A 13,235-nucleotide genomic window follows, 5' to 3' on the forward strand; every position below is an offset into this window, starting at 1 on the left:
GTGGGGGCACAATGACGCGATTCCGGCAGGTCACGTCGCCCGCAAGCGGGCTCCTACGGAGCTTGATTCTTGATAGCGTCTTATTCGGAAATCGCCTAAAGTCCGACAGGCTGCTAGGGCTTACTCCATAGCCCGGCTCCCGGCTGCGTTCGATGGAGGCTCGGACGAAGGGATTTTAGCGATGCCGACCAGCGCCCGACAGGCAGGTCCCGCGGGTGCCTGCCTGTTGGATCGGATAAGAATCGACATCCCGGAGTCCTTTGCTCCTCCAGCGGCCCGCCTAAAGACCCACGCAGAGATACTTGGCCTCCAAATACTCGTCCAGGCCCTGCCGTCCCCCCTCGCGGCCAAACCCTGACTGTTTGATCCCGCCAAAGGGCGCCACCGCGGTGGAAATGAGCCCGGTATTGAGTCCGACCATCCCGTACTCCAGGGCCTCCGCGACACGGAAGGCGCGTCCCAGGTCGCGCGTATAGAAATAGGCGGCCAGACCGAATTCGGTCGCGTTGGCCAGCGCGATGGCTTCGGCCTCGGTGTCAAAACGAAAGATCGGCGCCAGCGGGCCGAAGGTCTCCTCGCGGGCCGCCCGCATTCCCGGTTGCATCCCCACCATCACGGTCGGCTGGAAGAAGGTCCCGCCCAGGGCGTGGCGGTGCCCGCCGGTCAGGATCCGCGCACCGCCGGCGACGGCGTCGGCGATCTGCGCCTCCACCTTGACGAGTGCTGCCGCGTTGATCAGCGGTCCCTGGACCACGCCGGTTTCGACCCCGGCGCCGACCTTGAGCCCCGCGACCTGTTCGGCGAGGCGCGCGGCGAAGGCGTCATGGATGCCGGACTGCGCCAGCAGGCGGTTGGCACAGACGCAGGTCTGACCGCTGTTGCGGTATTTGGATTCGATGGCGCCGGCCACCGCGCGCTCCAGGTCCGCATCGTCGAAGACGATGAAGGGGGCGTTGCCGCCCAGTTCCAATGACAAGCGCTTTACTGTCTCTGCACACTGGCGCATGAGCAGCCGCCCAACCGCGGTGGAGCCGGTGAAGCTCAGCTTGCGCACGGTGGGATTGGCGGTCAGTTCGGCGCCGATGGCCGCGGGCGCCCCGGTGACCAGATTGAGCACGCCGGCCGGCAGCCCCGCGCGCTCGCCGAGCACCGCCAGCGCCAGCGCCGAGAGCGGGGTGTCTTCCGCCGGTTTGACCACCAGGGTGCAGCCGGCGGCGAGTGCCGCGGCGGCCTTGCGGGCGATCATGGCCGCCGGGAAGTTCCAGGGCGTGATGGCCGCGCAGACCCCGATGGGCTGTTTCATGACCAGGAGGCGCCGGTCCGCCTGATGGGGCGGGATCAACTCACCGTAAACCCGCCGACCCTCTTCGGCGAACCACGCGAAATAGGACGCTGCATAGGCGATCTCCCCGCGGGCCTCGGCGAGCGGCTTGCCTTGCTCGGCGGTCATGATCCGCGCCAGATCGTCCTGGGCGGCGAGCAGCAGGTCATGCCAGCGGTGCAGGATCGTCGCGCGCTCGGCCGCGGTCCGCGCCCGCCAGGCCGGCCAGGCGCGGTCCGCGGCCGCGATGGCGCGTCGGGTCTCGGCGGCGCCCATGGCGGGGACCTGGCCGATGGTCATGCCGGTGGCGGGATCGGTGACGGCGAAGGTGCCGCCGGCGTCGGCCTGGGTCCAGCGACCGTCGATCAGTGTCTGGTCGCGCAGCAGAGTGGGGTCATTCAGTTGCATGGGATCGTGCTCGCCGGGTTGGACTGACCGACAGTATGGGCCGCTCGGTGGTCCCGCGCCCGCTCAGGAGGGTGACGGGAGAGTGCCCGTCCATAGTCCAGCGTCGCAGCAAACGACGCGGGTGGCGCCGTGCCGGTGACTGGCGAATGCCTGTCCGGTGTTTCGACCCTATACTGCACAGAACTCCTGTCCAACAACGCTCTGGTCTCCCCATGATCGAAACCACGGCCAAACGTTTGCTGGAACTGGTGCAGGCGGTGTTGCGGGATCCGTTCTCCGGCATTGGTAAACCGGAGCCGCTCAAGTATCCGGGCGGCGACGTCTTGTCTCGGCGCGTCACTCAGGAACATCGGTGCGTTTATCTGGTGAAGCAGGATCGCGTTGCGTTCCTCCAAGGTCGATACCATTACTGATGTCGCTCGATAAGGTCATCCAACACCTGGCTCGCGGTCTGCGCGGCGTCCTGTTGTCCGCGCGACGGGGACCAGGCGGCGGAGCCCCTGGAGTTAACGGTCACCACCTCGTCGTTGCACTGGCGCTGGCCTACGTGCTGCTGGGTGCCGCCGGCCTCTTGCTTGCCATCCCCCCCGGCTACGCCAGTCCGGTGTTTCCCGCCGCGGGGCTCGCGGTGGCCGCCGCCCTGCAGTTCGGACCGCGGGCCTTACCTGGGGTCTGGCTGGGTTCCGCTGTGTTGAACCTGGGTCACGCATGGTTCGGCGGCACCCTGACCCCGACCACCGCCGCCCTGGCGCTGTGCATCGGCGTAGGGGCCAGTCTGCAGGCCGGGGCCGGGGCCTGGCTGGTCCGCCGCTGGCAAAGCTCGACCTGGGAGGCCTTGGAGCGGGAGCAGGACACCTTTCGCTTCCTGCTGTTGAGCGGCGCGCTTGCCGGAGTGCTGTCGCCGACGATCGGCGTTGCCGCACTCACCGCCGCCGGCGTCATCGCTGTCCCCAGCGCATCCTACACCTGGTGGAACTGGTACCTGGGTGATGTCCTGGGGATCATGGTGTTCGCCCCCCTCGCACTGTGTTTTCTCAACCGCCAGGACCCGCTCTGGCGGGAACGGCTGCGGCGTACCGTCCTGCCGGTCCTGCTGACCCTGGGCCTGGCCATCGCCGCGTTCTTCGGCGTCGCCCGTTGGGAAGTGCAGACCCAAGCCAACGATCTGCGCGACGACAGCGTGCATCTTGCGCAGGCGATTGGCGGGCGCCTCATCAGCCATCGCGAGATTCTCGCCTCACTCAGTCATTTCATCGAGGCGACACCCGATTTCAGCTTCGCCCAGTTCGAGCGCTTCACGCGGATCACCCTGCAAGCCAACCCCGACATCTTCGCGCTCAGCTTCAATGATCTGGTCAGCGATGGGCAGCGGCCGGACTACGAAAAGCGCATCAGCGCCCTGTCGCCCCTCGGACCGTTCCAGATCACTGAACGCGATGCCGAGCGGCGCCTGGTGCGGGCCGGAACCCGCCCCGAATACGTCGCGGTGCGCTATATCGTCCCGTTGGCCAAGAACCAGCCGGCGGTGGGCTTCGACATCCATTCCGAACCGATCCGCCGTGCCGCGATCGAACGCGCGCGACGCACGAACGCCATGGCCGTGACTGCCCCCATCCTGCTGGTGCAGGAGCAGGAAAAGCGCGTCGGCCTGCTGGAACTCCTGCCCATCGCCGCCGCGACCGACGGCGCATCCCCCGAGCCGCTTGCGCATCTTGGTTTCGTCGTTGCCGTGGTCAAGGTCGATGAGATGATCGAGATCGCCACCCGCGGCGTGATTCCCGAAGGGTTGACCTTTTGCCTGACCGACATGGCGGCCGCCGCGGAATCGGGTCTGCTGTTCTGCTCCGGACGCCGGGTCGCCGGTCCTTCCGCCATTGCGGACACCCCCGCCAATTGGAGCACGCGGCTGGGCATGGGGGATCGTGATTGGCGTTTGGCGGTCACGGTCACTGAGAACTACCGCCAGGCGCACCGACCCTGGCTGGCCTGGGCCGTGGGTGTCGTCGGGCTCTTATTCGCGACGCTGCTGCAGGTGCTGATGCTGGGGATGACCGGCCGCACCGCCATCATCGAGCGCAAGAACGCCGTGCTCCTGCAGGCTGAAAAGGTGTTCGATAACAGCGGTGAGGCCATCGTCGTCACCGATGCCCGTGGTGTCGTGCTGTCGACCAATCCGGCCTTCACGCAGGTGACGGGGTATAGCGCCGAGGAAGCCCGCGGTCAGACCTTGCGGCTCCTGCAGTCCGGCAGACAGTCACCCGAGTTCTATCGCGACATGTGGCAACGCCTGTTGCGTGAGGGGCAATGGCAGGGCGAGATCTGGAACCGCCGAAAATCCGGCGACATCTACCCTGAATGGCTGACCATCTCGGCCGTACGCAACGAGGCCGGTGAGACCGTGCAGTACGTGGGCTCCTTCACCGATATCACCGCACCCAAGGCCGCGCAGGAGCGGATCGAGTTCCTCGCCTACCACGACGCCTTGACTCAGTTGCCCAACCGGGTGCTGGCCATGGAGCGGATCGGGCGGGCCATCGCGCACGGCCGGCGCCATGCGAGCCGGATGGCGCTGCTGCTCATGGACTTGGATAAGTTCAAACTGGTGAACGACACCTACGGCCATAGTGTCGGCGACAGCCTGTTGCAGGCGGTGGCGGAGCGGCTCCGCCAGACCCCGTGCCGGGACGATACCCTGTGCCGCCTGTCCGGGGACGAATTCCTCATCGTGCTGTACGAGGCCGGTGATCAGCAGGCGATTGCCGATCAGTGCGAGGCGATTCTGCGCGACCTGGCTCAGCCCTTTGTGCTCGCCGAGCGGCAGTTGACGACCTCGTCGTCGATCGGCGTGGCCGTTTTCCCCGCGGACGGCGACACCACTGAAACGCTGCTGCGCAATGCCGACACCGCGCTCTACGAAGCCAAGAAGGGCGGCCGCGACACCTATCGATTTTTCGATGAGCAGATGAACCTGAACGTCGTCCATTACGTCAGGACCAAGGAGGCGCTGGAACGGGCATTGGAGCACGACGCGTTCGAGTTGTACTACCAACCGCAGTTGCGCCTGGGCCGCGCGGGGGAGTCTGATCAGCCGGTTGCCGCGGAGGCATTGATTCGTTGGCACCACCCGGAACGCGGTCTGATCATGCCGGGTGACTTCATCGCCGTCGCCGAGGAGAGCGGCCTGATCGTGCCGATCGGCGCCTGGGCGCTGCGTCAGGCGTGCCGACAGGCCGCGGTCTGGATTGCCGCGGATCTACCCCTGCGGCTGGTGGCGGTCAATTTGTCGGCGGTGCAGTTTCACAGCGGCAACATCTACGAGTTGGTCCTGTCCGCGTTGGATGAAGCGGGTCTCGACCCCGGCTGTCTGGAGCTGGAACTCACCGAGAGCATCCTGCTCGACGACGTCGAGCGCGTCCTGACCGCGGTGCGTCGGCTCAAGGAGCATGGCGTGCGTCTGTCCATCGACGACTTCGGCACCGGCTACTCCAGCCTGGCTTACCTCAAACGCTTCAAGGTCGACAAGCTCAAGATCGACCGCTCCTTCGTCAGCAACATCCTGCAGAGCGAGGAGGACCGCGCCATCGTCCTGGCCATGATTCAGATCGCCCGCAGTCTCAACCTGACGACGGTCGCGGAGGGTGTCGACCATATCGACCTGGCCGCAGCGCTCAGGGATATGGGCTGTGACGAGGTGCAGGGATACCTCTATGCCGAACCGCTACGACCGTCGGAATTGGAGCAGTGGCTGGAGCGCGGGGGCCGGATCACGAAGTGAAACAAGTGCAATAAGCGGAACGCCTTTGGCGTTTCGGTCGCTGGGCCTCGATCAAGATTCCGGCCACTTGGGCTCGCCGGGTGCGTAGTCAGGCCATCCTGGCCTGACACTGTCAGGGCTGGAAGCCCTGACGACGCACGCCGCTGGCCGGGATTACGATCAAGGCCGGTCGTTGGTTGTCGTGATTGAATTGCTTCTCCGACAACGACAACGACAACGATTGTATGCGTTGTTAAACAAACTCTTGATTTCTTACCTGGCCCCCTCGGGTCGCCGGGGCGCGCCTTGAGGGTCGGCGGCGGCTGCCAGTTCCGTCAAAGCGGCCCGCAGACCGATGGCCTCCACCCCCGCGGCCAGGGGGAAGCGGTCTTCGCCGGGATAGATCACCCCTGGCGCGGCCCGATCAAGGCGACCGACGCCTGGCGGGCAAGCGCGTGCTCGATGGTCTGGAGTGCGTGGCGGGGGAACATCCTTGCAATTCTAAAGCAGTGTTTTCGATTTACAAGGACGAACGTCAGGCGCAGGGCGTCTCCTCTTGGCCGAAGAATCGTGCGCACCCTTGTGCAGCGCGCTCTTGCGAACCCTCAGGTCACCGTTACCCTGCAACGATCGGGGGCGCATACTCGCGGTCTGCCCATTGACTCTGCTGAATAACGATTCGGGTTGCCATGAAAAATAAGGTGATCGGCCAATTAGCGGTCGCGCTCTCCGGCGTTGTGTATTACGGATTGGTCGCTGCGGAATGCGCGAGCGTCGACCGCGCATCCAGTGCCTGCCGTTATCCCGCGGGCGACGCCTGGTGCGCCAGGCACGGCGACGGCAATCGTTATGCCTATAAAGACGGTTGTGTCGACGAGAACAACACCGCCGACACCAACAGCGCGCCGCGCTCACCGGCTCCGGCCAAGTCCTGGAGTCCGGTGGTCGACTGGGACTGCGGGAAGGCGAGAACCGCCGTCGAGCGCCTGATCTGCGCCAACCCGGATGTGCGTGCCCAGGATGGCAGGATGGGGGCGCTCTACGCCGACTTGCAGGCGAGCGGCCGGTTGCCCGAACGGCTGCAAAAAGCCTGGCTGCTCGGCCAACGCAACGCCTGCGACAATGCGGACTGTCTGCGCGCGGTCTATGCCGAGCGGATTCGTTACCTCGAATCGCTGGCGGTTGCGACCGCGGCCGCCGGTGTCCCTGCCGTCGCGCCGGTGGCCGGTTCGCCGGATGCCGCCCGCGAGCCGGCGCGCCGCCCGCCGCCGCCAACCACTGCTGAAACGGCCACGATGCAGCCGCCGGAACCGATTCCGGAGCCGATTCCGGAGCCGGAACCCATTGCCGAAACGGCACTGACATCGTCTGGACCAAGCTCTCAGACGGGTATACCGATGCTTCCGTTGCCGGAAGCGCCGACCCCGGCAGCGGGAGGAGCCCCGACCGGCGATGCTCCGCACGGGGCGTCCCCGGGCGCCTCCGTCAAGAGCGGCGCTGGCGTCCTGCTGGGTTTGGCGGTGTTGGCCATCGCGTTCGGTCTGTTCGTGTGGCGGGACCGCCGGCGGGTCGACGCGTCCTCGCGTCGCGGTCTCGCGGTGTTCGCCCGGCGAGTGCAGGCCGGGTGGGGACTCCGACGCGGGGGTTGGCGGGGGCTGCGCAGGCTCACTTCAGCGCCCGCCGATGCTTCCGCCGGAACTTTCGGGGCGATGCCGATCAGGGCATCGGCATCGGTCGACGTGCCGCTGTCTGATGACCTCATCGCCCGTCTGCGCGCCCTGGCCCGGCCCGGCGAGCCGCTGTCGGTGGTGGTCGCACGCGCCGTCGCGGCACTGGAAGTGACCTCCACGCCGCCCCCGACCGCTGCCGTTCCGGTGCGACCGGAAACCGGGGTTTGACCACGATGGCCCCAACTGCCGCTCGGCAACCTGCTAAACCCCGCGCTTTCGGCGAACTCGTGCGGCAACTGTGGACCATCTCCAAGGCGTTCTTCGGTTCGGAGGTCCGATATAAGGCGCTTGGCTTCACCATGGTTCTGCTCGCCCTGGCCCTGTCCGTCGGCGGCGTGCAGGTGCTCATGAGCTATGTGGCGAGGTATTTCATGACGGCCATCGCCATTAAAGACGTGTCGGCCTATTGGCAATGGCTGTGGTGGTATCTCGGGACCTTTGCGCTTGCCGTCCCGCTGGGGGTTTACTACCGGTGGACGGAAGAGCGTCTGGCCGTGCTCTGGCGGGAATGGATGGCGCGGCACCTGATCAAACGCTATTTCAACAACCGCGCTTACTACCGGCTGCGCAGCGCATCCAACATCGATAATCCGGATCAGCGGATCAGCGAGGATGTGCGCAACTTCACCAGCACCTCGTTATCCTTCCTGCTCATCATGCTGAATGCAGTGGTGACTTTGATTGCGTTCATCGGCGTGCTGTGGGCGATCTCAGCCAGCCTGGTCGGGGTGCTGTTCGTTTATGCCGTGGCGGGCACCGGCATCAGCATTCTCATCGGCCGCCGCCTGATCGGTCTCAATTACTCGCAATATCAGAAAGAGGCCGATTTCCGCTATGGTCTGGTGCGGGTTCGGGACAACGCCGAATCCATCGCTTTCTATCGCGGGGAGGCGCGGGAGCGCCGTGATCTGGTGGGGCGTCTGGGCGCGGCGGTCCTGAATATGCTGAGCATCATCGGCTGGAATCGCAACCTGGCGTTCTTCGTCAACAGCTACAACTATGCCGCCATCATCCTGCCGGTGGTGATCGTGGCGCCGATGTTCATGCGCGGGGAGGTGGAGTTCGGCGTGGTCACTCAATCGGCCGGCGCCTTTGCGCAAGTGCTGGCGGCCGTGTCGCTGATCATCACGCAGTTTGAACGGTTGAGCGCTTACCTGGCCGGCGTCCGGCGGCTTGGCACCCTGTGGGACGATCTGGATGAATTCGATGCGGAAGAAGACCAGGCGGCCCCGGCCGGTCCCCCGGAAGGGGCTGACGACGGCCGCAAAGTGAAGTTGGACAAACTGACGGTCCGCACGCCGGATCATGCAAAGACATTGGTCAGCCAGTTGTCCTTCGAACTGTGCCGCAATCAGAGCCTGCTGATCATGGGTGCCAGCGGCACCGGCAAGAGTTCCGTGCTGCGCACCATCGCCGGGCTCTGGCCGAGCGGCGCCGGGTCGCTCGAACGCCCGCCGTTGCGCGAGATCATGTTCCTGCCGCAACGCCCCTATATGATCGACGGCAATCTGCGCGATCAGTTGCTCTATCCCTATCCTGATCGCGACCTCAGCGACGAACAGATCATCGCGGTGGCCGATAAGGTGAATCTCGCGGACGTGCTGGATCGCGTCGACCGCGATCTGGAACGCGTGCTCGACTGGACCAACGTCCTGTCGATGGGTGAACAGCAGCGCGTGGCCTTCGCGCGACTGTTTCTGCGCAATCCCGGTTTCGCCTTCCTTGACGAGGCCACCAGCGCACTGGATGAAGACAATCAGGAACGCTTCTACCAACTGCTCAAGGAATCGCGCATCGCCTTCATCAGCGTCGGACACCGCACCACCTTGATCCAATACCACGACCGTGTCCTGCAACTGGACCGTTCGGGAAGTTGGGAAATCACCGAGCGGGGCGAGCGGCCGGCGCTTGCGAGCAACGGAAGTGCCATCGTGTGAGTCCTGGCGAACTCAACAGGATCGCCGGTCAGCGCATCACTTAGTTCCCTGTAACCGGTGTCACATCCTGAGCCTGCATGGCCGTCGGCATGGGAACGTGCCGGATCTCCTTGCCGCCGAAATCGACTTTGTTCAGCGCGATCGTGCGGACCGTCAGGTCACCGTAGGTGCGAAAGAAGGCGATCTGGTTCTTGAGGTCATAGACCGTTACCCACTGGGTCGTGTCGTAGTCGATGGTCGGGTTGCCCCCGGTCTTGGACGGGATTTTCTCCGCCACCACCCCGTGGGGGATGTCCACCGCGTTGAGGATGTGGAACGCCAGGTTCGCGCCCTCGGCCGCGGTCGCCACGGGGGTTGACGCGTAGACGAGGGCGGTGGCTTTCACAAAGCGGCTGGGCGGCGTGTAGTCCCCCGGCAGCCCGAGAAGTCCCGTGCCCTGGCCGAGCGGCGTGACTTCGACCGAGCCCAGTTTGAGGGCATCGACGTTGATGTTCGTCAGGTCGATGTGGTTACGCAGGTTCGTCTGGTGCCAGTCGAAGGGCGGGGAATTGGTGAGGACGCCGATGGGGTTATCATTGATGTGCAACTTGCCGTTGAGATATTCGACCACGATGGAGTTCCCCTGCGCGTCGGTGATGGCCCAGTGGAGCGGCAGCGGACCGGCCTGCGGCAGAACGAGTTCGTAAACGGTGATCTTGGGTAAGGCCTCGCGCACCTCGGCGACCGTCGCGAATTGACTCAGGAGCCAGTTGGCAAGCTCGACGTTGGAGACCGCGTGCTTGCCCTTGCCCGGGAACGGTTGGTACTGGGCGAAACCAGGGAGGAAGAGCGCGCCAACCGACAGACCGGCCTCATTCATGCCATCGGCCGCGACGTCCAGGCCAAGGGCATTGATGCCGAGGAAGCCGTGCTTCGCCGTCCAGGTCATGCCGGGCTTGAGGTCGGGGGCGGTGGCTGTCAGGTGGTGGCCGCGCGGCACCAGCATCACCTGGCTCTTGAGGTCCATCGCGAACTCCATCGAGCGGCCGACGATCCAGGCCCCGTCTTGAGACTGGAGGCGGAAGGTCGTACAGGCCGCGGCGGGCGCGGGCGGCAGAGCGAACGCGGCGGCGGTCAGCGCGGCGAGCAGGGGGCGGGTCAACGATCGGACGGGCATGGCGGTGTCTCCTGGGTTAGCGCCGGGGTGAGTCAACACTGGGAAATCATGACAGATCCCCGGCGCATTGCGAGCGTCGTTCGCGCGGCCGCCGCGCCGCCCGGCATCGGCACCAGGGTCAGGACCTTGCGGGGTGCCGTGATAAGCGGTCGGCGTCCATGCCGCGCTTGGCTTGAACCGGCACGTTCATCCGAATTCGACCGATCCCCCGCACCTGGAAAGCCGCTTCCGGCGCACCCACCTCTACGCTGACGCGGTGAACCTGCGCCTCGGAGCGGGCAGTCAGACCGGGCGTCGATGCAGGTCCAACGGCCACCACCTCAGTCACAGGCACCCTTCATGTCCAACCCACCGTCCGCGGGTCCCGCCAACCGGCTTGCCGAGGCTACCAGCCCTTATCTTCGGCAGCATGCCCACAACCCGGTCGATTGGTGGCCCTGGTGTCCGGAGGCGCTGGCCTTGGCGCGGGAGCAGGATCGGCCGATCCTGCTATCCATCGGCTATTCGGCCTGCCATTGGTGCCATGTGATGGCCCACGAGTCATTCGAGGACCAGGCCACCGCGGAGTTGATGAATCGCCTGTTCGTGAACATCAAGGTCGACCGCGAGGAGCGGCCCGATTTGGACCGGGTCTACCAGACCGCGCATCAATTGATGGCCCGGCGCTCCGGCGGCTGGCCGTTGACGGTCTTCCTGACCCCGGAGACCCACCTGCCCATCTTTGCCGGGACCTATTTTCCGCGCGAGCCGCGGCACGGCCTGCCCGCGTTCAGCCAGCTGCTGAACGGGGTGGCGCGCGCCTGGCGCGAGCAACAAGCGGCGATCAGCGCCCAGGCCGCGGATTTGACGGAGGCCCTCGGCCGGTTGGAGCCCGCGGCTGACACGGCGCTGCCGGGGGCGGACGTGCTGGACGCCGCACTGACGCAGCTCGCGGGCAGCTTCGATGAGCAAGACGGCGGGTTCGGCCGCGCGCCCAAGTTTCCTCACGCCACCAATCTGGAGTTTCTGCTGCAGCATCACGCCCGCACCATCGCCGCGGGCGAGCCTGACGGGCGTTCGCTGCGGATGGCCGTCGTCACCCTGGAGCGCATGATTCGCGGCGGGATCAACGACCAGCTCGGTGGCGGTTTCTGCCGGTATTCGGTCGATGACCGCTGGGAGATCCCACACTTCGAGAAGATGCTCTACGACAACGGCCCGCTGCTCGCGCTGTGCTGTGATGCCTATGCCGGCACCGGCGACAGCCTGTTCCGCGAGGCGGCCGAGGCCACGGCGAACTGGCTGATGCGCGAGATGCAGTCACCGCAGGGCGGCTATTACTCCAGCCTGGATGCGGACAGCGAGGGCCATGAGGGGCGTTACTATGTCTGGGATCGGGAGCAGGTGAGGGCCTTGCTCACCCCGGCCGAGTATGAACCCTTCGCGATCGTCTATGGACTCGATCAGCCGGCCAACTTCGAGGGCCAGTGGCATCTGCACGGGTATCAGACGCCGGTCGAGGCGGCGCGGCGCCTGGGGCTGCCGCCGGCACAGGTCGCGGCCCTGCTTGCCGGTGCCCGCGCCACGCTCTTCGCCGAGCGTGAGCGGCGGGTGCGCCCCGACCGCGACGAGAAGGTGCTGACCGCCTGGAATGCACTGACCATCAAGGCGATGGCCCGGGCCGGGCGGGTGCTGGAGCGGCCGGACTATCTGGAGTCCGCGCAGGCCGCCCTGGGCTTCATCCGTCGCACCCTGTGGCGGAACGGACGCCTGCTCGCGACCTGTAAAGACGGCACCGCCCACCTGAACGCCTATCTGGACGACTATGCGAACCTGCTGGATGCCTTGCTGGAACTGCTCCAGACCCGGTGGTCCAGGGCCGATCTTGATTTCGCGGTGGACTTGGCTGAGGTCCTGCTCGACCAGTTCCATGATACCCAGGCCGGCGGTTTCTGGTTCACCGGACGCGACCACGAGCCGCTGATCCATCGCCCCAAACCCCTGGGAGACGAGTCGCTGCCCTCCGGCAACGGCATCGCCGCTCACGCCTTGCAGCGGCTGGGGCACCTGCTCGGCGAACCGCGTTATCTGGACGCCGCGACCGGGACCCTCAAACTGGCGGCCGAGGCGATCCGTGGTCTGCCCTATGCCCACGCCACCTTATTGTTGGCGCTGGACGAGTCGCTCGACCCACCCGAGCTGCTGGTGATCCGCGCCGAATCCGACCTGCTGGATGACTGGCAGACCGCCGCGCAGCAGGGCTATCAGCCGCGGCGGATGGTGCTTGCCATCCCGAATACCGAGACCGACCTGCCCGGCGCCCTGGCCGGCCTGGTGCCGGGCGCCGGACCCCGCGCCTATCGCTGTCGCGGCACCCACTGCGAGCCGCCGCTGACGGAGAGCGCCGCACTGTCCGGTCAGCAGCCGTGACAGTAGTAGTCGGGCAACCCGGCAATGCGGCAGGCCTGCCGACAGCCGCCGTCGGGGAACAGGGACTCCAGGTGTCTGCGGGTGCAGGGGACGTGCTCCGTGATCGCGGTGCCGATGCTCTTGATCACCACCCGCGGTGACGGGGGGATCTCGTGGGTGGCGTAATAGTCACGCAGGAACGCGATCACGCGCCAATGACAGTCGGTGAGTTTCAGTCCCTCCTCGGCGGCCAGGGTCAGCGCCAGGTCACGGTCCCAATCATCGAAGCGGGCCAGGTACCCCTTCTTGTTCAGATGGCGTCCGGCGACTTGCAGGTTGAGCATCGGTTTGTCCTCCGCCCTTGGATGGGCTGGTTGTTGTTGATTCACTGATCCTGGTAGTGGGGCAGTCCGTGCCGCGCCGACGCTCGGCCGACGATCACTCAGAAAATCAGTTATTGCTTGTTTACTAACGCGATTCGCTATCCATGTCGGATCACATCGGCCCTCATCATGGCCTATTTTTTTGATCCTGTAACCGA

8 protein-coding genes are annotated in these 13,235 nt (G+C 65.7%); 5 read left to right on the plus strand and 3 right to left on the minus strand.

Annotated elements, in window-relative coordinates; genetic code table 11:
- Positions 1 to 280 precede the first annotated feature (280 nt).
- Positions 281 to 1,729: an NAD-dependent succinate-semialdehyde dehydrogenase gene (locus tag A39O_RS0106295; RefSeq protein ID WP_020503845.1), complete on the minus strand. Its 1,449-nt coding sequence runs from the start codon at positions 1,727 to 1,729 to the stop codon at positions 281 to 283.
- 212 nt (positions 1,730 to 1,941) lie between these two features.
- Here A39O_RS0106295 and A39O_RS32260 point away from each other — a divergent pair, with 212 nt between their 5' ends.
- From A39O_RS32260 to A39O_RS32270, 4 genes are all read left to right on the plus strand, one after another.
- On the plus strand, positions 1,942 to 2,142 hold the full coding sequence (locus A39O_RS32260) for a Txe/YoeB family addiction module toxin (RefSeq protein WP_020503846.1): 201 nt from the start codon (positions 1,942 to 1,944) through the stop codon (positions 2,140 to 2,142).
- On the plus strand, positions 2,142 to 5,504 hold the full coding sequence (locus A39O_RS36300; protein ID WP_020503847.1) for an EAL domain-containing protein: 3,363 nt from the start codon (positions 2,142 to 2,144) through the stop codon (positions 5,502 to 5,504). Before A39O_RS32260 ends, A39O_RS36300 begins: the two co-directional genes overlap by 1 nt.
- 668 nt (positions 5,505 to 6,172) lie before the next feature.
- Positions 6,173 to 7,381: a lysozyme inhibitor LprI family protein gene (locus tag A39O_RS0106320; RefSeq protein WP_020503849.1), complete on the plus strand. Its 1,209-nt coding sequence runs from the start codon at positions 6,173 to 6,175 to the stop codon at positions 7,379 to 7,381.
- Positions 7,382 to 7,386: 5 nt separating this feature from the next.
- Entirely contained in the window at positions 7,387 to 9,150 is a 1,764-nt protein-coding gene (locus A39O_RS32270; RefSeq protein ID WP_157639717.1) for an ABC transporter ATP-binding protein/permease, read from the plus strand.
- A 40-nt stretch (positions 9,151 to 9,190) separates the two neighbouring features.
- Here A39O_RS32270 and A39O_RS32275 read toward each other — a convergent pair whose 3' ends face one another.
- The gene (locus A39O_RS32275) at positions 9,191 to 10,291 is read right to left on the minus strand and encodes a linear amide C-N hydrolase (RefSeq protein WP_020503851.1); all 1,101 of its coding nucleotides are present in this window, start codon (positions 10,289 to 10,291) and stop codon (positions 9,191 to 9,193) included.
- A 354-nt stretch (positions 10,292 to 10,645) separates the two neighbouring features.
- Between A39O_RS32275 and A39O_RS0106335 the strand changes: the two genes are divergently transcribed.
- Entirely contained in the window at positions 10,646 to 12,715 is a 2,070-nt protein-coding gene (locus A39O_RS0106335) for a thioredoxin domain-containing protein (protein ID WP_020503852.1), read from the plus strand.
- On the opposite strand, the gene A39O_RS0106340 is transcribed toward A39O_RS0106335, so the two are convergent.
- A complete protein-coding gene (locus A39O_RS0106340; RefSeq protein ID WP_020503853.1) occupies positions 12,703 to 13,038 on the minus strand; it encodes a TusE/DsrC/DsvC family sulfur relay protein in 336 nt (111 codons plus the stop codon). The two genes, A39O_RS0106335 and A39O_RS0106340, sit on opposite strands and share 13 nt — an antisense overlap.
- Positions 13,039 to 13,235 lie beyond the last annotated feature (197 nt).

The organism is Lamprocystis purpurea DSM 4197 (genome assembly GCF_000379525.1).
GTDB classification, from domain to species: Bacteria; Pseudomonadota; Gammaproteobacteria; order Chromatiales; family Chromatiaceae; genus Thiodictyon; species Thiodictyon purpureum.